The organism is Bdellovibrio bacteriovorus (assembly GCF_002208115.1).
In the GTDB taxonomy this organism is placed as follows: domain Bacteria; phylum Bdellovibrionota; class Bdellovibrionia; order Bdellovibrionales; family Bdellovibrionaceae; genus Bdellovibrio; species Bdellovibrio bacteriovorus_C.
This window is the reverse complement of record NZ_CP020946.1, coordinates 3,663,697-3,685,235: the sequence shown is the minus strand read 5'-3', so window position 1 is coordinate 3,685,235 and position 21,539 is coordinate 3,663,697. Positions and strand designations below refer to the sequence as shown.

Genomic DNA, 21,539 nt, shown 5'->3' with positions numbered 1-21,539 from the left:
AAATGAGCACCACCATCTTCCCAACCAAATACAAAGGTGACTTTATCAACGGACGTTTTGTTCCGGTCAGCAAAGGGGACGGCGAGTTCAAGGACATCAGCCCGGCCGACTTGTCTGATCTTGTCATGACGGTGCCATTTAAAAATGACCACATTGACGAAGCCTGCGTGGCGGCGAAAAAGGCCTACATGGGCTGGGCGATGCTGTCGGTGGACGAGCGTCGCGGTTATCTGATGCGTTTGAAGGAGCTGTTTGATTCTCACGCGGAACAAATGGCGCAGGTGATTTCCCGTGATACGGGGAAGCCGACCTGGGAAGCGTTGACTGAAGCCAAAGCTTTGGGCGCAAAAATCGACATCACATTGAATCAGTCTTTGAATCTGGTAGCGGAAGAAAGAATTCCCAACGCTCTTCCGCAAGTGGAGGGTGTAATTCGTTATCGCTCTCGCGGGGTCATGGCGGTAGTGGGTCCGTTCAATTTCCCGGCGCATTTGCCCAACGGCCACATCATTCCGGCGTTGATCGCGGGTAATACCGTGGTATTCAAGCCTTCCGAACAGACACCGGCCGTGGGTCAGTTCATGGCGGAAATCTATGAAAAAGCCCAGTTCCCTCCAGGTGTCTTCAATCTGGTTCAGGGTGCCGGCGCGGCCGGGGGACGTTTGGTTGCCAACGAGCATGTCGACGGGATCTTGTTCACGGGTTCTTACGAAGTCGGTTTGAAAATCAAGCAAGAGACTTTGAATCACTACTGGAAAATCCTGGCTCTTGAAATGGGTGGTAAGAACGCCACGGTTGTCTGGGATGATGCGGATATGGACAAGGCCATCTATGAAAGCCTTGTGGGTTCGTATATGACCGCAGGTCAGCGCTGCTCCTGCACCAGCCGTATTATCCTGCACCCGAAAATCGCTGACGAGTTCACAGAAAGATTCTATCAGGCGGCCAAAAAACTGACGATCGGTCACTGGACAGAAAACAACTTCATGGGTCCGTTGATCAATGAAGCGGCGGTGGAAAAATACATCCGCTTCCAGGAAATCGCCAACCGCGAAAACTGTGAAAGCCTGATGCGCGGTAAAGCGTTGGATTTGAAACACAAAGGTTACTACGTGACGCCGTCGATCCATCTGGTGAACAAGTTTGATCCAAACAGCGTTTATCAGAAAAGCGAGATCTTTGGCCCGAATGTGGCGATCTATCAATCTGACAACTTTGACGAGGCGATGAATATCGTGAACTCTTCAGGTTATGGCCTGGTGATGGCGCTGTTCTCTAAGAACAAGGAACTTTACGAGCAGGCTTTGTTGAAGGCGCGTGTGGGTCTTTTGAACTGGAATCGCACGACCAACGGATCCAGTTCCCGTCTGCCATTTGGTGGCATGGGTAAGTCCGGGAATGATCGTCCTTCTGCGCACTTTGCAATTCAGTACTGCACGGTTCCGGTGGCGAGCCTTGAAGATACGACTCCTTTTGACCCGACGAAAATTTTGCCGGGCATGAACTTGGACATGAAGTAATGAAGAAAACGATTTTGGTTTTGATTCTTGCGGTGGTGATCCTTTTGGCCTCTGTCGGTGGCGGCGTGGCCTATTTGGCCTATCAGTTTACCAACTCCCGTCCCAGCGATGTGGCTCAGGATGTGGTTTACGAAGTCACTCCGGGAAAAGGCTTTGCCACGATTGCCAAAGAGCTTGAAGAAAAGGGCCTGGTGAAAAACGCCACGTTCTTTAATCTTTTTGCCCGCTTTAAAGGGGATCGTTCCAAAATCAAAGTCGGTGAATACCTTCTTCGCACGAACATGATTCCGGCTGAAGTCCTTGAGGCCATCACATCCGGGAAAAGCATCGCCCGAAGCTTCACGGTCAGTGAGGGCCTGAGCACTTACGAGATTGCCGAACTTTACGAAAAGCAGGGCTTCGGCACGGCCGAAAGCTTCATGGCTTTGGTGCGTGACCCGGCTTTGATTCAAAGTTTGCTGGGTGAAAAGGCTGACAGTCTGGAAGGTTATCTGTTCCCGGAAACCTACATGCTGACCAAATACACGGACACCAAAACGCTGATTTCAAACATGGTGAAGCGTTTCTTGTACGTTTATAACGAGGTGATGGCTCAGGCTGAAATCAAATCCATGACCCGCAATCAAGTAGTGACGTTGGCAAGCATCATCGAAAAAGAAACGGGTGCGCCGGAAGAAAGGCCTTTAATTTCTTCTGTTTTCCACAACCGTCTGGCGAAGAAAATGCGCTTGCAAACAGACCCGACAGTCATTTACGGAAAAGCCGAGGCATTGGGTAAAATCGTGATCAACATCACGCGCGCCGATCTGCAAACGCCCACTCGTTATAACACCTATGTGATCTATGGATTGCCTCCGGGGCCGATTGCGAACCCGGGGCGTGAAGCGATTTTGGCGGCGGTCAAGCCTCAGGAAAGCCAGTATTTGTTCTTTGTCAGTCAGAATGACGGGACCCATGTGTTTTCTGAAGACTACAAAGGTCATCAGCGTGCGGTTCAAAAATTCCAGTTGGATCGTAAAGCGCGTGAAGGAAAATCCTGGAGAGACCTGCAAAAACGCCCGACCACTCCGGATAAAAACTAGGGCTCAAAGCCCTCGGGAGCTGTCGCCCGGTCGAAAGATTTCGTATGCGGGTTGTAACGGAAGATATTTAATCTAGGCACCATTTGCTCATCATAAGTTGGTGCCACAATCTCAAAAGTCCCGTCCTTGTCCACATCTGTCAGTGCCAGATTCGTGGCATTTCCCTGAACCAGCACAAACCCGTCACGGGTTTCATACAGCGGCAGTCTTGCCATCAAGGTCAATCCTTCGGCGGCGGCATCATAGACTTCCAAGTTTAAGCTGTTGCGGCTTTGGATTTTAAGAACCACCACTTTGGGGCCGTCCGGGCCCAGGGTGCCGTCCACTTTGGCGACGATCTTGCGCTCTGAACTTAAAAAAGCATCTTTGACTTTTCCGCGCAGGGAAGGGACCACGGCCACCACGGTCAAAGCCATGGCAATCAAGGCAAGGGCTCCCATAAGGATGATTTCTTTGTTCTTGAATGTGGTATCAGAGGTGGTCGCGTTCATAGGGAAAGTCTGCCATAAAAGTCGTTGAATGAAAAAGCATAACCGCATTAGGATATTCCCTGGCCCAAGGGCCAAGGAGTGCATGTGGCAAAACTGGTAGTTTCTAAATTTGGCGGCACCTCCATGGGAGATGCAGACTGTATGCTTCGCAGTGCGGAAGTCAGCTTCCGTCAGGGTTCAGGCCTGGTGGTAGTGTCTGCCACCTCCGGCACCACCAACGATCTGATTGCTCTTGGCAAAACGGCTGAATCCCAGGCTTGGCCGGAATCAGAAAAAATCCTTTCCAAGATTCAGGATAAACACAACAAGATCGCCCAGGATCTGAAGCTGCCTGCCGATGCCAAAGTGAAATTGGATTCTTTGTTTGAAGAAATGAGCTCTTTGGCAAAAGGTGTGCACCTTTTGAAAGACTGCTCTGTCAAAGCCATGGACACCCTGATGAGTCTGGGTGAAAGAATGTCTTCCGTGCTTTTCACCGAAGCGATGTCTCAGGTTCTAAAAAAACATAACTCCACAAAATCCGCGGAACTTCTGGATGTGCGGACAGTTCTGCGCACGGATGATCAGTTCGGTAAAGCCAAGCCACTTACAAACGAGGTGGCCAGCCTTTGCCAAAAGAATCTTTCTTTCCTGCGCGATGGAAAGAAAGTCGTGTGCACGCAAGGTTACATCGGCATGACCGAAGAGGGTATCACCACAACGTTGGGTCGCGGTGGCAGTGATTATTCGGCAGCGATTTTGGCGGAAGGTGTGTCTGCTGATGTTTTGGAAATCTGGACAGATGTGGCGGGGATTGCAACGACCGATCCGCGCCTGTGTCCGAAGGCGCAGCCTATCAGCGAGATTTCATTCAAAGAAGCTTCCGAACTTGCCACTTTTGGCGCGAAAGTTTTGCATCCGGCGACATTGCTGCCGGCAATTCGTAAAAATATTCCGGTCTTTGTGGGCTCGAGCTTTGATGCTGAAGCCCGTGGCACCTGGGTGCGCATGGATGTGGAAGATCACCCGCTGATTCGTGCGATGGCGCTTCGAAAAAAGCAGGTGCTCGTAACCCTTTCCACTCCGGAAATGCTGTACGCGCATGGCTTCCTGTTCCAGATTTTCAAAATCTTCAATGATCACAAAGTCAGTATTGATGCAATTACGACTTCTGAGATTTCAGTCAGCGTGACTTTGGATGACTCGACTTTGCTGAACAAAAATCTGATCAAGGATCTGTCCCAGATTGCGGATGTTCAGGTCGAAGAAAACCTGGCGCTGATTTCTTTGATCGGAAACAACATCAACCACACGCCGGGCTTGGGAAAAAGAATTTTCGAAGCCATTCCGGACATCAATGTGCGCATGATCTGTCTGGGCGCCAGCAAACACAACTTCTGCTTCCTGGTGGCTGACGAACAGGGCCCCGAAGCCATTAAACGCCTGCATGCTTGTTTCATCGAAGCCGGCATCGAAGAAATGGCCTAAAAGGTACCTGCTTACTTTTTCCGAAGCGTCGCGTAAGGAGATTTACGAATGGAAAAGAATGAATTTTACAAGTTGCTGGAATCCAGAAAGTCCATTCGCAAGTACAAGGCCGAGCCGGTTCCAAAAGACGTGATCGAGCGAGTATTGGCGGCGGGAATGCAGGCGCCGTCGGGAAAGAATCGTCAGAACTGGCGCTTCTTTGTTGTGATGGGAAAAAAGCGCGACGAGTATTTGAAGTATTCGCAAAAATCCTGGCTGGGCATCAAAGACATTTTGTCGCAAAGACTGAAGCCGTCGCTTTATGATTTCACAGAAAGATTCTTCTACACACTCGGCGATGCGCCGGTGATTGTGTTTGCGTATTCCCATAATGACTCTGAAGAGCGCTATCACACCAGCATTGGTTCGGTGTACATGGCGGTGGAAAACATGAATCTGGCGTGTCTGGTGGAAGGCCTTGGCAGTTGCACGATGGGCGCTCCACTAGAGATCAAGGAAGAGGTCGATCAGTTCCTGGGTGTGGATAAACTTCCGGAATACCAGCGAGGGGAGCTGGAACTTTTGTGTGCGATGGTGATGGGATACCCGGATCACAATCCCCCCAAAGCCCCCCGCCAAACTGAGGGCCGCGTAACTTGGTTTGAATAAAGTAAGTTAAGTGCATAAAATTATTTGGTTTTGCATGAACAAAGGGGTCCATTGGGGCCCTTTTTCTTTGGCTTAAAACCACCTCAATCGAATAGACGGTCTTTCAGAAGGCGCTTTCCCCGTAAAGCCCGTGGTCATCGGGCCTGAAAAACCTATAAGCTCTCGATTTCTTTTGTTTATTCGGTGGTTTTCCCTATCCATAGAATGGGGATTTTGATATATCGCTTCCCCTATGAATCCAGTTGAAGCCTTAAAGACAAATCCCTTTGTCCTTGCCCCTATGGCCGGGATCACGGATCACGCTTTTCGCACCTTTATCAAAAAATTAGATGCCAGTGTTGTCGTCACCGAACTTGTCAGTGCCAGTGGTATTGAATACAAGTCCGATCGCACTTTGAAGCTGATGAGCTTTGATGAATCTCAGCGCCCCATCGGCATCCAGCTTTTTGGTGAAGAGCCCGAGATCGTGGCCCGCGCCGCCCAGGTGGCCGAGGCGGATGGTTGTGACTTTGTCGATCTGAACTTTGGTTGTCCTGTTCCGAAGGTCGTGAAAAAGGGGGCGGGTTCCGCGATCCTGAAAGACCCGGCGGCCGTGCAAAAGATGGTTTCCACTGTCAAAGCGGCGATTAAAATTCCTCTGACAATCAAGATCCGCACGGGCTGGGATGCGAATTCCCGCAACGCCACTGAAATTTGTAATATTGCCTACAACGAAGGGGTTTCCTGGGTTGCGATCCACGGGCGCACCCGTGCGCAGGCCTATACCGGACTTGCGGACTGGGACTTCATCGCGGATGTTAAAGCCAATACCAAGATTCCCATTCTTGGAAACGGAGACATCCTCACTCCTCGTCAGGCCAATTTAAGACTGCAGCAGTCCGGTTGTGACGGGGTGATGATCGGCCGTGGGTGCCTTAAAAACCCGTTTATCTTCATGGATGCCCTGTCCTTGTGGCGAGGCGAGCCGATTAAGGACGTGAAGAGGGATTATGTGAGTCTGTTCCAGGGTCTGCAAAAAGAGATCGTGGCGCATTGTGATGAGCACATCACCGGGATCCAGCTCAGAAAGTTTGCAGCTTGGTTCTCAACAGGGTATTCTGGAGCGGCTCAATTCCGTAAGAATCTATTCCAGTCCAAAAGCAATGACGAGATCATGGCCTTAGCGAATGAGTTTTTCGCAAGTATTGGAAATGTAGAACAAGAAGACACCAGTCAGGAAGATTTCTTAATGGGCGGTCACGGTTAATAAACCGTGAACTGCAGGGGCCTCTGATGGCGTTTTGACAAGAGCCTGACGAGCATTTGTTTTGATTTTAGTTTAAGTTTTAAGTGGTTTTAAGTGTTTTGTTTTTAGAGAGTTTCATAACGAAGGGTAAATATGATTCAAGATCCGAAGAAAATTAGAAATATCGCGATCATCGCGCACGTCGACCACGGTAAGACGACACTGGTTGACCACTTGATTAAACAAGCAGGTACTTTCCGTGACAATGAGCACGTTGAAGAGCGCCTGATGGACTCCATGGATCTTGAGAGAGAGCGTGGGATCACGATCGCGGCAAAGAACGCCTCCTTCATGTACAAAGATATCAAAGTTAATATCGTCGATACACCGGGGCACAGTGACTTCGGCGGCGAGGTTGAGCGTATCCTGAACATGGTTGATGGTTGTATCCTTCTTTGCGATGCTTCCGAAGGTCCATTGCCACAGACTCGTTTCGTTTTGAAAAAAGCTCTTGAGGGCGGCAAAAAAGTTATCGTTTGTATCAACAAAATTGACCGTTCTGATGCTCGTATTCAGGAAGTTCATAACGAATTGTTCGACTTGTTCATCGACCTTGATGCAACTGAAGAACAATGTGATTTCCACACTGTTTACGCTATCGCGCGTGAAGGTATGGCGACTTTGGATCCAGCGGTTAACACTGGTTCCCTGGAAGTTCTTTACGATGCAATCGTAAACCTGGTTCCGCCTCCAACTATCGAAGAAAACGCTCCACTTCAGGTTATGGTTTCCAACATCTCTTACAATGACTACGTAGGTCGTCTGGCGATCGGTCGTATGAGAGCCGGTACCATCAAAGTGGGTGACGAAGTTCTTTGCGTTCAGGCGAACGCTCAGAAGAAAGTTAAAGTATCCGCATTGTTCCAGTACAAAGTGAACTCCCAGGTTCCTGCTCAGGAAGTTGGCGCGGGTGACATGGTTGTTATCGCGGGTATGGAAGATTTCACTATCGGTGACACCATCACTTCTGTTTTGGATCCTCGTCCACTTCCGCGTATCCGCGTTGAAGAGCCGACAGTGGGCATGGTCTTCTCTGTCAACAACGGTCCTTTCGCCGGCCTTGATGGTAAGAACGTGACTTCCCGTAAAATCATCGACCGTCTGGACAGAGAGTTGTTGTACAACGTGGCTATCCGCGTGGAAAAAACGGACTCTACAGATGCGTTCAAAGTTGTGGGTCGTGGTGAGCTTCAGTTGGGCGTTTTGATCGAACAAATGCGCCGTGAAAACTTCGAGCTTCTGGTTTCCAAACCGACTGTTGTCTTCAAAGAGGAAAACGGCAAGAAAATGGAACCAATGGAGATCGCGGTTATCGATATCGAAGATGCTTACGTTGGTGCCGTGACTGAAAAGTTGGGTAAACGCAAAGGTGTGATGACTAACATGGTTCAAAAGGGTTCCGGCCGTACTCGTCTGGAGTTCCGTATTCCTTCCCGTGGTTTGATCGGTTACCGTTCTGAGTTCCTGACGGACACTCGTGGTACCGGTTTGCTGAACACCCAATTTGACGGTTGGGATGACTATCGTGGTGAAATCGAACACCGTTTGAATGGTGCGATGATTTCTGACCGTAAAGGTACTGCGACATCCTACGCGATCTGGAATCTTCAAGAGCGTGGTGTCATGATGGTTGAGCACGGTGATGAAGTGTACGAAGGCATGATCGTTGGTGAACACGCCAAGGAAAATGATCTAGAAGTGAACATCACTCGTGAAAAGAAATTGTCAAACGTACGTGCTTCGGGTTCTGATGAAGCTATCCGTCTGGTTCCGGTGAAAAAATTCACTTTGGAAAGAGCGATGGAATGGATCAAAGAATCTGAGCTGATCGAAGTGACGCCGAAGCACATCCGTCTTCGTTTGCGTGAACTTGATCCGCACAAACGTGCAAAAGCAGCGAAGGAATAATGAGTACGAACGTCGCCATTGAAATAAAAGATCTGACAAAGAAGTACGACGACAAGATCGCCGTAGACGGAATCAATCTTGAAATTTACAAAGGCGAATGTTTCGGGCTTCTTGGTCCAAACGGGGCTGGCAAATCTACAACCATGAAAATGATGTATTGCTCAGCCCTGGTTTCAAGCGGGGAACTTTATGTTCTCGGCCTGAACGTAAAAAAGAATTTCCGCGAGATCAAATCTCGCATAGGGGTCGTCCCGCAAGAGGACGGCCTTGATCCTGACTTCACAGTCCTTGAAAATCTTCTCGTCTATGCAAGCTTTCATAATATCCCTGTTGCTGAGGCCGATCTTCGTGCCCAGGCCTTGCTGCGTCTGATGAAGCTGGAAGAATACCAGGACCGCTCGGTGGAAACGCTGAGCGGGGGCATGAAGCGCCGTCTGGCGATTGCTCGTGGCCTGATTAATTCTCCGGAAGTGGTTTTTCTGGATGAACCGACCACAGGTCTTGATCCGCAGGCGCGAGTTTGGATCTGGGACTTCTTCAAGCATCTAAAATCTGAGAAAAGCACTTTGGTGCTGACCACCCACTATATGGAAGAAGCCGAGCAAATGTGTGATCGTGTGGCGATCATCGATGGCGGCCGCATTCTGACCGTCGGTAAGCCCCGCGATCTGATTCGCGAGCTGATCGGCAAGGAAGTGGTGGAGTTCGACACGAATCCGGTGGATCTGAATTATTACCTGGGCCGTTTGCGCGCTGAGGGGTTCTCGTATCAGGTGATCAAAGACACCGTGTCTGTTCTGGTGAAGGAAAATCAGGAGGGCCGCCGCGTGGTGGACCTGATTGCCAGTGACAAGATCTTTATCCGCAAGCCCACGTTGAACGACGTCTTTTTGAAGCTTGCGGGTCATCAACTGAGGGACGAATAATGAAGCTGAAAGACTGCTTTACCATTCCCACAGTGAACAGCGGCGCCATGAAAGTATGGTCCCGCAATTTTATGTACTTTAAAAAGACCTGGCTTGTGTCCCTGTTCTGGATTGTGCTGGAGCCAGTGATCTATCTGGGAGCCATTGGATTTGGTCTTGGCGCCTTTGTGAACAACATGGGTGGCATGTCTTATATTGAATTCTTCTTCCCGGCGTTGTTGTCCACGACAGCGATGATGGTGGCGTTCTTTGAAGGCACTTACGGGAACTACACGAAGCTGACTCATCAGAAAACCTACGCGACAATCATGCTGACGCGTGTGGGACCTGAAGAAATTGTGGCGGGCGAACTGTTGTGGGCGACCAGCAAGGGTTTCTTTGGTGTGACCGGGGTCACGATTGTGGCTTTGTTCTTTGGTTTGATTGACTCTTATCGTATTTTGCTGGCGTTGCCGATTCTGTTCCTGATGAGCGCACTGTTTTCCTGCATCGGAATGATTTTGACTTCTTATGCGCGCAACTATGACTCCTTTATCTATTCCACTTCAGGTTTGATTGTGCCTATGAGTCTGCTGAGTGGAACTTACTTCCCGCTGGATCAGTTGCCGGCGGCGCTTCGTTATGTGGCGTACTTGTTCCCGCTGACACACGCGGTGGCAGCCGTGCGCGAAGTGCTGCATCAGGGGCCGACCTTGTGGGTTTTGATTCACGTTTTGATTCTGCTGGTGGCGACGTGGATTTGCATGAACATCGCCTTTTTCCGCATTCGCAAGAAGCTGCTTAAATAATCAGTCGATCGCTGTGACTTTAATGCCGTGTTTTTTTAAAAGCTCGGCAAAAACCCCGTCACCGTCTTTTTGGGCGCCGGTGAAGGTGCCGTCATAGATTTTTCCACATCCGCACATCGGGGACTTGGATTTCAACAGCGCCTCGGTGGCGCCGACAAGCTTGGCAATTCTTAGTGCCTCTTCCGCTCCACGGGTGTATTGCTCGGTCACATCCACACCCTGATTGGTTAGAACTTTGTCGCCAATACGCTCTGCGGGCGGACGGGGAGTCGAAAGGCCGCCCAATTGTTCGGGGCAGACGGGAATGGCTTCACCATTTTGCACCATCTCTTCGATCGGGGATCTTGTCTGGGCTTTGCAATCATAGCGGCAGTGAACACCGGAAAGACAGGCGGATACAATTTTCATTCGGTCTCCTCGCTGTTTTCAAGCTGCTCTTGGGATTCCAGATTTTCAAGTTCTTCCAAAGTCGGCACCTCTTCACCTGAAGTCAGCTCTTCCGGTGGTGGTTCAGGCTGGAAGAAATAGGCCACCTGGGCACTGGCAATGTCGTATTCTTCCTGAGAGATTCTATGGTACTGGAAAAGGTCATCAACAATTCTTCCCAGGCGCTTGCGCGCAAAGGGTGTCAGTTCTTTTCGGTAATAGGACTGGGAATATTTCACGGGGTTTGGAAGGACCATCGCCAGGAATGCCGATTCAACCACTGTCAGTTCTGCTGGTGATTTTTTGAAATAGTACTTCGCGGCTGCTTTGACGCCATAGATGTCTTTACCGAACTCCACGACGTTCAGATATCTTTCCAGGATCTCTTTTTTGGTCAGGGTGTGCTCGATCCGGTCGGTGATGATGGCTTCAAGACCCTTGCGGATGAAGGTGCGGTCCTTGTTCAGGAACATGTTTTTGGCGAGCTGCTGCGTGATGGTGGAACCGCCGCGCTTAAAGACGCCGGTTTCCCAGCCTTCTTTGGCGTTCTTTTCAATCGCATCCCAGTCAAAGCCCTTATGATTATAGAAATTTGAATCTTCGGTCAGGATGATGGTCTTTTGCAGGATGGGGGCAATCTGCTTTAACGGGACATAGTTTTTGGAACCGGGGCACAGTTCCACTTGGTACATTTTTGTGACCATGCAGCCGCGAATGTCCTTATCCGAAGGAAGCCAGGCCCAGAGCGACGCCACAGCAACACCCATCAAAGTCACAACACCCAGTAAGAAAAAGATAAGCTTTTTGATCATGCGGGGATTACTTCGCTACCAGTCCGTGATCTTTCATCCACTGCACGGAATTGTGAATGGCTTCGCGGGCCGGTCTTGGTTTAAAGCCCAGCTCTTTCTGTGCCTTGGATGAATCAAACCAGTGATACATCGTGGCCGTGTAGGCATTTTCCCGGCTTAAAGGCCCCTTCATGCCCATCTTTTCCATGAAGTCACCAACTGCGCCCACGGCATGCAAAAGACCGTCAGGAAGCTGATATTTTGGTGGTTTGACGCCGGCTTCAGCCGCAATCATGGCAAAGAGGTCTTTGATCAGAATGTTTTCCCCACAAAGAATATAACGCTCACCTTTGCGGCCGATCTTCCAGGCGCTCAGGATGCCAGCCACAACGTCTTCTGCCGCCACCACGTTCACACCACCAGAGGTGTAGAAGTTCAATTTTCCTTGAGCAACTTTGACCTGCATTTTGCGACTGCCTTTTTTGGCATCACCGCGACCATAGATCGTGGAGGGGTTTAGCATCACCGCATCGATTTCATTTTTTTCGCAGGCATTCTTCACCAGGATCTCGGCCTGGTGTTTGGTTTCAAAGTATCCTAGATTCAGGTCCGCGATGTTGTAAGGGGATTCTTCATTCAGAATCTGATCGGGTGTGTAGCCGGCACCGATGGCCACCACGGAAGACAAATAAACCAAGCGTCGCACTTTGTGCTCACGGCAAACCGCGATCACATTGGCGGTTCCCTGTACATTGACCTTGTCCATCTGGGCGCGCTGGGATTTTTTATAGGCGATGACGCCAGCCAGATGAAAGACGGTGTCCATACCTTTGGTGGCTTCCAAAAGTGAATGCACGTCGGTGACATCACCGTGAACGTATTTGCATTTCACCCCTTCAAGCTCGGAAAGATCACTTTTCGGGCGGACCAGAGCATAAACATCGTGGCCATCTTCCAGAAGGGCTTTGGTCAGCCAGCTACCCAAAAAACCGTTTGCTCCGGTGACTAAAACCTTCTTCATGTTGTGACGGTCCCTTCTTCTTCTTTGATGCGATCAAGAATCAACTTGCACAGGCGTGCGAACAAAATGCCAAAAATCATTCCCAGCAGGGCCCCGCAGATCACGTCTGTAGGAAAGTGCACGCCGTTATAGACACGGCTATAGGCCACCACGGTCGCCAAAGTATACAGTGGCACAGTCGCCGGCGGAAAAATGGCAGAGGTAAAGCTGGCGAAACTGAACATGTTGGTAGAGTGATTGGAAACAAAGCTATAGCCGCCAAAGGGAGCGCGCACCTGAACATCCAACCCTTGAGTGTTGGCCGGCCTCGGGCGCTGAACAGTTTTTTTCAAGGCCCAGTTCCCCACGCCGTCAGAGATCGATACGGACAGAAGAGCAAAAACAAAGATGATCAGACCTTTTTTAAGACCCCGACGCCAGATGAAAAGCGCCAGAATCACCGGCACCAGAACATACTTGAAAAACGGTGTTTTGTGCAGATCGGTGATAAACGGAAAGAATTGATCGGCCCAAGCCGCGGTCCAATGTGAATTCACCAATACAAAAAGACTCTTATCGAGAGACAAAATAAAATCGAGCATCACGGTGACTTTACCCTAATTTTTCGCTCGCAGAAAGTCTAGGTTCTGCACTGGTCCAAGTGTCACCGGAAGGGGCCTATGGCATCATTCTGTTTATGGACAAAGCAACATGGATAGGGATTCTGGTAGGGGTCGGTGGGATTCTGCTTGGCAACCTGCTGGAAGGTGGACACACAAGTTCGCTGATGCAATTGACGGCCTTTATTATCGTTTTAACCGGAACCATCGGAGCCGTCATGGTTTCCAGTTCTGAGAAAGACTTAAAGACCGGTTTGCAGTTGGCAAAAAAGGCCTTTCGTCATGAAGAAAGCCGCAGCAAAGTGCGCCTAAACGAAATCGTCGACTGTGCTCGTCTGGCCAAAAAAGAAAACATCCTGGCTTTGGAGCCACGTTTGAACCGCATTGAAGATCCCCTGTTAAAAGGGGTTCTTAGAAACGTGGTGGACGGGGTGGATGTGTCCACGATCCGGGATATTTTTGAAACCCAAATCCACACTGAGGAAGAAGAGCTTCTGGGCGGAGCCAAGATCTGGACAGACGCTGGAGGCTTTGCTCCAACCATCGGTATCATCGGTGCGGTTTTAGGTCTGATTCACGTCATGGGAAACCTGACGGACACAAGCAAACTCGGGGCGGGTATTGCGGTGGCTTTTGTGGCGACGGTGTATGGAGTCAGCTCTGCCAACTTGTTGTTCCTGCCTCTTGGAAACAAACTTAAACGCCGTGTTCAGGCAATGACCCGTGAAAAGATGATGGTCCTTGAGGGGGGTCTGCTGATTGCCAGCGGGATGAACCCTGTCGTGCTTGAACAGAAGCTTTACGCCTATCTTGATAGCGATCAGAAATAGATCCGGAAATAATTCATGGCAAAAAAACACCGCAAACATGAAGAACATGAAAACCATGAGAGATGGCTGGTCTCTTATGCGGATTTCATCACACTGCTGTTTGCCTTCTTTGTTGTCATGTACGCCACGTCGACTTCTAATGAAGAAAAACAAAAAGAGTTCGAAGACTCTGTGAAGCTCAGTCTGCACCTGGTGGGCCGGGGCGGGTCTGATGCGGATCCTAATTCTATCGGCAGTATCATCGGTGAGCTTGAAATGCCCGTGGGGAACTTCCCGAAAAAAGGCGGACCTGCCGAGGTGGAAGACTATGTGGAAAGGTCTCTGGATAAGTCCATGGACAGCGCCCAAAAAAAGCAGGCCATTCAGGATGTTTATCATGATGCTGTTGGGGTGAGAATTGCTTTGGCCGCCTCCACCTTTTTTCAGGAGGGTTCAGCCAAGCTGAAACCGGAAGCTTTAAAAAGCCTGGATAAGGTGGCCGATGTTCTCAAGACTCACAAAAAAAGAATCATTATCGAAGGTCATACGGATGATTTGCCGATGTCAGGCACCCTGTTCCCAAGCAACTGGGAGCTGGCCGGGGGCCGGGCTTCCGCGGTGGTACGCTATCTGGTGAAAGTCCACCAGATGGATCCGAAGCGTTTTGTTTCATTGTCTTATGGGGATCAGAAACCCGTGGTGCCCAACGATACCGATGAGCACCGGGCGATGAACCGACGGATCGAGATCTTCATCGTCACCGACAGTTCCAAAGTTGAAATCTGATTATTCCGGCAAAAGTCCGTCGGGAATCTGACCACTGGCGATCGCAGAGGCGATTTTCAGATGTTCAGGGCTGCCGATAATCTTAATGGCCTCTTCCAATGGAAGTGGATCAGGATTCTGGATTTTTACCTTCTTAAAGTCCATGATGCGGCGATAGCTGGTTTCAAGGTCCTCTTTCTTCAAAGATCCTTGGGCCACTGCCCCCAGGATTGCATCGTAGGCTTGAGGTGGAACTTCCGGGTCGTTGCAGTAAAGAAGCAGATCCACGCCCGCCTTCAGGGCGCGCACAGGCACCTCGTCAATACCATAGTGCTTGGTCATGGCTTTCATGCCAAGGTCGTCAGTGATTATAAGACCGCGATAGCGCATTTCTTCACGAATCATTTTTCTTACGAATGTCTCAGACAAAGTTACTGGCCATTCAGGGTCAATTTTCGGGAACTTGATGTGCGAGGTCATCACCATGTCGACGCGGGATTTGAAGGTCTTTTTAAACGGAATCAGTTCGCAGGATTCCAGACGTTCCAGATCGGTGTTTTCAACCGGCAGGTCTTCGTGGCTGTCGACGATGGTGTTGCCATGGCCCGGGAAATGTTTTGCGCAGGTGATGATATCGGCTTTGATGTATCCACGAACCAGAGCCGAGGCGTGTTTTGCCACCATCTCTGGATCGGAGCTGATGGAACGGTCTCCAATAACGGTGTTGCCGGGATTTGTGAAGATATCCACACACGGGGCAAAATCAAGGTTAATGCCGACGGCTTTCATCTCAAGACCCATGCGGTTGGCAAAGTGGAAGGATACCGTCGGCGCATCCAGATCGCCGAGCTTTCTTAGTGGTGGCCATACTGTGAATGGAGCCTTCAGACGGTGAACGCGGCCGCCTTCCATATCAATACCGATAAACAGCGGAGCTTTGTCGACCTGTTTGTGGCGCAAAGACTGGATTTCGGCGCACAACTCGCGAACCTGTTTGGGTTCGGCAACGTTTCGGCCAAAAAGGCACACACCACCGATATTATTTTCTACAATGAACTTCTTTTCGTCAGCGGTGAGGGCGTGACCTGATACGCCGATGAACATGTGCTGACCAATGATGTGACTGATACTCATGAACTAGTTCCCTTTTTTCTCTGTTTCCGGTTGAGCTTTGATGATGATTCCCTGTCCTTGCGGTACGCCGAATTGCTTGCTCGGAGCTGGGGCGTTGGCTTCTGCTGCTTTCAGCTTGGCATTGCGGAAGACGACGTTGGCGTCACCGGCCGGCACCTTGCCGAATAAAGTTTTTAGCAGAGAGGCGCTATAGGGAATATTTCCAATGGCTTCAGAGGGATTTGCCACCAGCTCAGTGACGATGCCCTGGCCCATGGCATTTGTGCCAAGGACTTCGCCACGTTCGTTGACGTAGCTTAAGAATTTAATGTCTTTGAAGGTGTTAAGAATCTTAAAGGACTTAAAGCCGTTGTAGATTTCTTCTTTTCCAACTAACGCCTGCCCCTTATAGATGGCGCCGTCTTCTTCGGCGATGGCCTGATACTCATAGTTGGTTTCAGACTTCAGGCCCTCTTTGGATTTCAGCATCAGGTACACCAGGAATGTGGAAAGAAAAGTGCCCTTGGGGATCTTTTTTTCGATGCGGGAAACTTTGTTGCCGTTTTTGATCACGGCACTCAAGGTCCCGGCCTTGAATTTGGCGTCGATGATCTTTGATTCTTTGCCAGCCAAAGAAGTGTATTCATAAGAAATCGGTGTCAGCTCGGCATCCGCGTAAGCTTTCAGGCTTTCTGTGGTTTCGCTGGGACCTTTACCGGTTTTCAGAAAGTAGGTGGAGACGAATTGTTTTTTCTTTGGCTCAAATTCGTAGCGGCTGATCACATATCCGATGTGCTCTTCGCCGGAAAGCACTTTCGCGTAGCCCTCAAATAGAACATCAGCATGTGCGTGGCCCGCAAACATCAGCGTCAGCAAAATCGTCAGGCAAAGTCGTTGGACCATCGTCGAGTTCTCCCTTCAGAACTATGGATAAAAGTCTGTCATCTCACTATAGAACAAGTCAAAGTTTTAGAGGTCGAGTTGTTGCTTCATGAGACAACCTACGAGACAATGCTGGGATACAGATGTTGAACTCACGAAGCACTTTTATTCAGAATCTTAACAACAGGCGGGGGCAGATTGCCCTGTTCGTGGCGTTGATCTTTCAGATTCTTTTCCTTTTCTTCGCGATGGTCATCAACGTTGGTCTTTTGGTTCACCATAAAATCAATCTGCAAAACTCTGTCGATCTGGCCGCCTATTACGGCGCGATGAAACAAGCCGAGGGCATGAACGTCATTGCCCATACGAACTATCAAATCAGACAAAGCTGGAAGCTTCTGGCATGGCGCTATCGCATGCTGGGGAGTGCGGGGGATTTCGAGGAACATCCATTTGATAAAGTGGGTGGGGGACGTTTGAGGGGAAATGATGATGATGTCATCAATCCGGGAGCGCAGAATTTTTACGACGCCCCGTCGTTTTGCATTACTTATATTCCGTTTAAACCAATGCCACCGGGGGAAAATACCTGTAAATCCCTGGTTTCCAAAAGTGGCGTACAAATCTTTAAGATTCCTCCAGTGTTGATCGACTTACCGAGTGTTTCCGGAAGAACCCGAAGTCTGGCGTTGAACCTTCGAGCCAGCTTGATTGAACGTTGTAAAGACTTTGGTGCATTTAACTATATGATGTTGGGTGGCTTCGTTGTTGCTTTCAATATCGACCAGGGCAACCGAATGTTGCTGATGTCTTACTTATCCAAGGCCATGAGCCCAAGTTCTCCTGATGCAGACTTTTACGATATCGATGGCAAAAGTGTGAAGCTTGGCATGGAAAACACTCTCAAAAACAATCTGACTGCGGCAAACAACACTTCAGATTTGAAAATGAGCATATACAACTCGTTGGGGCATTCAGCATGTAATGGGTCTCAAGGGGCGAAGGGCTGTCTCTTATACACTCTAAAGCATGTAATGGGTCTCAAGGGGCGAAGGGCGAACCCGCACGCTGGTTGAAGCAAATCAAAACCTATCCCGCCTTTAATTATATTGATACCGAGTGCAGTACCGGAGCGATTTCTCCTATTGGAAAGATGCTGTCTCACGTGGATCTACCGAACTACACAATCGCAGAGGGACGCTTCAGAAATGAAATCGAAGAGCTGAAAACCTATATCGGTATCCGGGAGCCAATCAGCGACATTTACAATTATTCGGTTGGGGTTGAGAAGAACCCGTGGTGCATGGCCTATGTCGGAGTATCTGCATCTGCTCGTCCGAAAATTCCGTTCTCTCCATTTGGTTCTTTAGAAATCAAAGCGCGAGCTTTCTATAAGCCATTTGGTGGTCGAATCGGTCCTTGGTATTACAATAAGTATCCTTCGGGTTCTGCATCGTACGGTGGTTCGCAGGGTGGCCCGAATGACAAGACGGACCAGAATCTTCCTCCAAGACTGGCAGATACTGCCAACATGGGTTTGCCAGGTGATCCCACTCGAGCAGCTAATTTTAGCCGTTATGTCGGAGACAAAGTGGGCATGAAAAGTCGTCGGGTCCTGTATCAATACGGACAGGCCATTTACAGACTTGATCCCAATTGGACGGTCAATGCGCAAGGTAACGTAGATACACAGAATGAACCGGTGAATTTTGGTGATTCAGCGCCGAATTTTGAGCACTGGAAACATTTACCGTTCGCATTTTATCGCCGTGGGGCAAATCAGGATTTGCTGGCTTGGGATCATAGTGGTGATCAACCATCGCGAATGAGATATCTGGAGCTGTCCGCGATTTTGCCGGATCCATTTGATCTTACGTATTACTCAATTGAACCTGACTTCTATCACAACTACTACAAGCGTCTTGAGAACGGCTTCTTAAAAGGAGTGGGCTCCGGATACTACGCCGAAAACAAAGAGTTATTGGGGGACATTGGCACGCACAAGGGCTCCACCAAAGAGGGAATTAACTGGGATAAGTTCAGCGTCAAAGATCAGTATAAAGCTGTGGAGAGCAATTCATTCATGAAGAAGTATGTGGATATCGCCGGTAAGCTGACATACATATCCACCAAATGGCAGGATGTGTTGACTTCTTGGGCGCCCGTGAGTCTTGTGGACTACAGCCTTGATCCTGCGAAATTTGGCAAGTGCACGATCACCCCTCGGGGTGCGGACACTGGTGAACCTGAAGTACCGAATCCAGGAAACTGCGTTTCCGGAGGCACCACGGGTTATTCTGTAAAAATGGTTTCTTCAGATTATCTTCGTCGGACAGACCTTGAGTTGGGCGGCGTGGGTGTGCGTGGTGCATTGTTGAATCCTCCTCCTGAAGACAGCGAGTTCTAAACAGATTTCATCTGAGTGTCTCATTCTAAGACAAGACCTAAAAACTTAAGAAACTCTGACCTTTGTCCGAAAAGGATATGGTAGGGGAAATTTTATGCGTAGTTTGAAGACAAGTCTTCTTTCGATGTTAATTGCATTGTCGTTCACGGCTTCGCTTGCCCGTGCCGAGGGTGAGACTACTCCCGCCAATACGCAGAAAGATGCGGCAGGCGCGCGAAAGAATGTGAGTGATGAAGGCTATACGAAGGAAGCGAAAGAGCTAAAGGGGCTTACCTCTAATATTGCACAGAAAGCAAAAGCTGCACTGGCAGCAGGTTCAAAAATCACGGGTGCGGCAACCATTGAAGCGCTGGATAGCGCAGCCAGCTATTATAGTAATCTTCACGGAACATGCGTGAAGTCTCAGTCAACAGCCTCTTGGCTTTGCAGAGAGAAGACAAGTCCCGAACTGCAAAAAACTCTGAACAACGTTAATACCGTAGCTAGTATGATTACTGGTGTGGCGGTGCAGGATGCTTGTAGTGGTCTTGCAAAGATAGCTCGTTTGGCGCAGGCCGGTTTAACTGCTTATACTGCGGCCTGTTCTTCAGCTCGTGCGGCTTGTGAAGCATCTTGTTCGACAGTAAAGAATAATCTGGAGCGGATTAATGAAATTGTAACTAAGTCTGCGGGGGAGATCTCAACCTGTACGGATAATCCTCAGGTTCCTGGCTCTTGTGGCGACTACAATGCAACAGTGTCTGGCATGGTATCAAAAATTGCCTCCATCTCTAAACTGGATATGGCTGACGGAGACACAAAGGCTGACCAAAATAAGTCAATCGTCATGAAGGACAAGGCTTGTACATATGAATACGCCAATATGATAGTCTCCGCTGGTGCGGGTATCGCGTCTATGATCTCCTCCTTTAAACAAGGTCAGCAGTGTGACGAGGAATCGAACGGTACAGGCACTGACACTACGACAACCGCTGCCGTTGACAAGTGTGCCGATGCGACCGTGGCAGCGAATGATCCCGAGTGTATCTGTAAAGCAAATCCAAGAACTCCAGGTTGTTCGAACTCTTATCAAAAAGCCAACGATGGGTCCACGTCTCGTTTGACATCCCAAGGCGCCGAGTTGGGCACCGCGAATGGCAAAGGGGATGCAAGCACTCTTCCAGGCATTGAAAGCGATCCATTTGCGGCTTTGCGAGACCTTGCTTCCACCAACGCCGGTGGCAGTGATTCCTCCGGTATCGGTGCTCCGACCGGTGGTGGCAGTGGTCTGAGTGGCTTTGGTGGGGGCGGAGGCGGTGGCGCCGGTGCTCAAGGCGAGGCTGCGAAAAAAGGTCTGAACACGGATATTCTGTCCGGCTCCGGTGGCGGCGGAGGCGGTGGTGGATTCGGCGGCTTTAAAAGTTCTGATCCGAAGCTGCGTCAGTACCTTCCGGGTGGCGCAAAGGATCCTTCCCAAGGTATGGCGGGTCAGCAGGCTTGGAAAAATGAAGTGACCGGTCAGGGTGGCAAATCCAACTGGGAAAAAATTAAAGAACGCTACCGCGACAACAAGAACACTCTTTTGAATAACTAGGGGAAGCTATGACAAATTTAACAATCAGGTTCGTTTGTATATTGTCGTTGGTCTGGTCTCCGGTTATGGCGGGTGCTGTGACCGTCAATGGCAGCAGCACTTCGACGACGACTAATAATCAAACCACGGCCGACAAAGGGGTTGAGACCACCACGGGTAAAACCGCCCAGCCATCGGTGAAAGACTCAGCGGACAAGTCCGGAAGCGCCAACAAAGGTGCTCAGGCAACACAGTTTTTGACTGGGGCTTTGATGTTTACTATGGCGGCCGAGAAGTGGGGTGAATGCTCCTCGCAAAACTATGGTGCCTGTGCCATGGCGGCAATCTTTACTGGTTTTGGAGTTTTATCCATGGCTCAAGGGAAAGAACATGGCAGTGCCGGCAAGTCTTCCAACCTTTCCTCCTTCCAGTCAGACGGTTTGGGTAACAATCCTTATGACTATGGAGATATCGATTTGACGGATCCAAACAACCCGCTGGCGAAGGATCCAAATATTGCTGCCTTGGGAAGCAACACAGGTAAACTCACTACCGGGGGCTTGCTTGATCCAAAAACTGGAGTCATCAAAACTCCGGATGGCAAAACTTATAAAGCTTCAGACTTCTCTTCTGCAGCTTCTATGGCTGCTGCCGGTATTCCGCAAGGCGCGATCTTGGCGGCGCAAGATGCTTATGCGCAGGTTTCCAAAAAGTCTGCAGATAAAGTGGAAAAACTGAAAATCGGTGCGATGACTGCTTCCAACGGCTTCAGTGAAGGCGGTGGCGGCGGTGGTGGTGGCTGGGGCCCAGCTTCCCCCACTGATGATGGTTCGGGTGGCGGTTATGCAGGAGCAGGCGGCTCTGGCTCTGGCAGTGTCAGTCTTGAGCGCGATCCATCGAGCCTTGCAGGCATGCAGAAGAACTACAATGGTGAACCTATCGGCGTAGCCGCTGACAGTATCTTCCTGATGATGACCCGCAGATACAAAGTCAAAGAAAGCCAAGAGTCTTTCTATACAGACGCTGAACTGGCTTTGCAGAAATAAAAATCAAGATATT

21 protein-coding genes are annotated in these 21,539 nt (G+C 49.7%); 14 read left to right on the top strand and 7 right to left on the bottom strand.

Annotation, left to right across the window (positions count from 1 at the left end):
- The first annotated feature begins 2 nt into the window (after positions 1 to 2).
- Both B9G79_RS17635 and mltG read left to right on the top strand, forming a co-directional pair.
- Complete coding sequence (locus B9G79_RS17635; RefSeq protein WP_088566654.1) at positions 3 to 1,520, top strand: succinylglutamate-semialdehyde dehydrogenase; 1,518 nt, start codon at positions 3 to 5, stop codon at positions 1,518 to 1,520.
- Positions 1,520 to 2,602 (top strand): endolytic transglycosylase MltG, encoded by a 1,083-nt coding sequence (gene mltG / locus B9G79_RS17630; protein ID WP_088566653.1) that lies wholly within the window; start codon positions 1,520 to 1,522, stop codon positions 2,600 to 2,602. Before B9G79_RS17635 ends, mltG begins: the two co-directional genes overlap by 1 nt.
- Here mltG and B9G79_RS17625 read toward each other — a convergent pair.
- Positions 2,599 to 3,093, bottom strand: a complete 495-nt coding sequence (locus tag B9G79_RS17625) for a hypothetical protein (protein WP_088566652.1) — start codon at positions 3,091 to 3,093, stop codon at positions 2,599 to 2,601. The genes mltG and B9G79_RS17625 overlap by 4 nt on opposite strands.
- Before the next feature lie 84 nt (positions 3,094 to 3,177).
- On the opposite strand from B9G79_RS17625, the gene lysC reads away from it, so the two are divergent.
- The 6 genes from lysC to B9G79_RS17595 all read left to right on the top strand — a co-directional run bounded on the left by lysC (position 3,178) and on the right by B9G79_RS17595 (position 10,115).
- Positions 3,178 to 4,560, top strand: coding sequence for a lysine-sensitive aspartokinase 3 (lysC, locus tag B9G79_RS17620; protein ID WP_088566651.1), 1,383 nt, complete (start codon positions 3,178 to 3,180; stop codon positions 4,558 to 4,560).
- Positions 4,561 to 4,608: 48 nt separating this feature from the next.
- Positions 4,609 to 5,208, top strand: a complete 600-nt coding sequence (locus B9G79_RS17615; protein ID WP_088566650.1) for a nitroreductase family protein — start codon at positions 4,609 to 4,611, stop codon at positions 5,206 to 5,208.
- Positions 5,209 to 5,440: 232 nt separating this feature from the next.
- A complete protein-coding gene (dusB, locus tag B9G79_RS17610; protein ID WP_088566649.1) occupies positions 5,441 to 6,454 on the top strand; it encodes a tRNA dihydrouridine synthase DusB in 1,014 nt (337 codons plus the stop codon).
- Between the two features lie 132 nt (positions 6,455 to 6,586).
- Positions 6,587 to 8,401 (top strand): translational GTPase TypA, encoded by a 1,815-nt coding sequence (gene typA, locus B9G79_RS17605; protein ID WP_088566648.1) that lies wholly within the window; start codon positions 6,587 to 6,589, stop codon positions 8,399 to 8,401.
- Entirely contained in the window at positions 8,401 to 9,327 is a 927-nt protein-coding gene (locus B9G79_RS17600; protein WP_088566647.1) for an ABC transporter ATP-binding protein, read from the top strand. Before typA ends, B9G79_RS17600 begins: the two co-directional genes overlap by 1 nt.
- Positions 9,327 to 10,115 (top strand): ABC transporter permease, encoded by a 789-nt coding sequence (locus B9G79_RS17595; protein WP_011162751.1) that lies wholly within the window; start codon positions 9,327 to 9,329, stop codon positions 10,113 to 10,115. Before B9G79_RS17600 ends, B9G79_RS17595 begins: the two co-directional genes overlap by 1 nt.
- Here the strand turns inward: B9G79_RS17595 and B9G79_RS17590 are convergent, their stop codons facing one another.
- The 4 genes from B9G79_RS17590 to B9G79_RS17575 are packed head-to-tail and all read right to left on the bottom strand — an operon-like array spanning position 10,116 to position 12,889.
- Positions 10,116 to 10,523 carry a DUF523 domain-containing protein gene (locus B9G79_RS17590; protein WP_088566646.1) on the bottom strand — a complete coding sequence of 136 codons (408 nt, stop codon included), beginning with the start codon at positions 10,521 to 10,523 and terminating at the stop codon, positions 10,116 to 10,118.
- Positions 10,520 to 11,353 (bottom strand): monofunctional biosynthetic peptidoglycan transglycosylase, encoded by an 834-nt coding sequence (gene mtgA / locus B9G79_RS17585; RefSeq protein ID WP_088566645.1) that lies wholly within the window; start codon positions 11,351 to 11,353, stop codon positions 10,520 to 10,522. Before mtgA ends, B9G79_RS17590 begins: the two co-directional genes overlap by 4 nt.
- A 7-nt stretch (positions 11,354 to 11,360) precedes the next feature.
- Positions 11,361 to 12,353, bottom strand: coding sequence for an SDR family oxidoreductase (locus tag B9G79_RS17580; protein ID WP_088566644.1), 993 nt, complete (start codon positions 12,351 to 12,353; stop codon positions 11,361 to 11,363).
- Positions 12,350 to 12,889, bottom strand: coding sequence for a phosphatase PAP2 family protein (locus B9G79_RS17575; RefSeq protein WP_232468887.1), 540 nt, complete (start codon positions 12,887 to 12,889; stop codon positions 12,350 to 12,352). Before B9G79_RS17575 ends, B9G79_RS17580 begins: the two co-directional genes overlap by 4 nt.
- Positions 12,890 to 13,029: 140 nt before the next feature.
- On the opposite strand from B9G79_RS17575, the gene B9G79_RS17570 reads away from it, so the two are divergent.
- Both B9G79_RS17570 and B9G79_RS17565 read left to right on the top strand, forming a co-directional pair.
- Positions 13,030 to 13,782: a flagellar motor protein gene (locus tag B9G79_RS17570; RefSeq protein WP_232468885.1), complete on the top strand. Its 753-nt coding sequence runs from the start codon at positions 13,030 to 13,032 to the stop codon at positions 13,780 to 13,782.
- A gap of 15 nt (positions 13,783 to 13,797) precedes the next feature.
- Entirely contained in the window at positions 13,798 to 14,547 is a 750-nt protein-coding gene (locus B9G79_RS17565) for an OmpA family protein (RefSeq protein WP_088566641.1), read from the top strand.
- On the opposite strand, the gene nagZ is transcribed toward B9G79_RS17565, so the two are convergent.
- Positions 14,548 to 15,660 carry a beta-N-acetylhexosaminidase gene (gene nagZ, locus B9G79_RS17560; protein ID WP_088566640.1) on the bottom strand — a complete coding sequence of 371 codons (1,113 nt, stop codon included), beginning with the start codon at positions 15,658 to 15,660 and terminating at the stop codon, positions 14,548 to 14,550.
- Positions 15,661 to 15,663: 3 nt separating this feature from the next.
- Positions 15,664 to 16,542, bottom strand: a complete 879-nt coding sequence (locus B9G79_RS17555; RefSeq protein WP_088566639.1) for a hypothetical protein — start codon at positions 16,540 to 16,542, stop codon at positions 15,664 to 15,666.
- Between the two features lie 122 nt (positions 16,543 to 16,664).
- On the opposite strand from B9G79_RS17555, the gene B9G79_RS18440 reads away from it, so the two are divergent.
- The 4 genes from B9G79_RS18440 (at position 16,665) to B9G79_RS17540 (ending at position 21,526) form a co-directional block, all read left to right on the top strand.
- The gene (locus tag B9G79_RS18440; protein ID WP_232468883.1) at positions 16,665 to 17,597 is read left to right on the top strand and encodes a Tad domain-containing protein; all 933 of its coding nucleotides are present in this window, start codon (positions 16,665 to 16,667) and stop codon (positions 17,595 to 17,597) included.
- Complete coding sequence (locus B9G79_RS18435) at positions 17,594 to 18,928, top strand: hypothetical protein (protein ID WP_232468881.1); 1,335 nt, start codon at positions 17,594 to 17,596, stop codon at positions 18,926 to 18,928. Before B9G79_RS18440 ends, B9G79_RS18435 begins: the two co-directional genes overlap by 4 nt.
- Positions 18,929 to 19,022: 94 nt before the next feature.
- The gene (locus B9G79_RS17545) at positions 19,023 to 20,501 is read left to right on the top strand and encodes a hypothetical protein (protein WP_088566638.1); all 1,479 of its coding nucleotides are present in this window, start codon (positions 19,023 to 19,025) and stop codon (positions 20,499 to 20,501) included.
- 8 nt (positions 20,502 to 20,509) lie between these two features.
- The gene (locus tag B9G79_RS17540; protein WP_088566637.1) at positions 20,510 to 21,526 is read left to right on the top strand and encodes a hypothetical protein; all 1,017 of its coding nucleotides are present in this window, start codon (positions 20,510 to 20,512) and stop codon (positions 21,524 to 21,526) included.
- Positions 21,527 to 21,539: the final 13 nt, after the last annotated feature.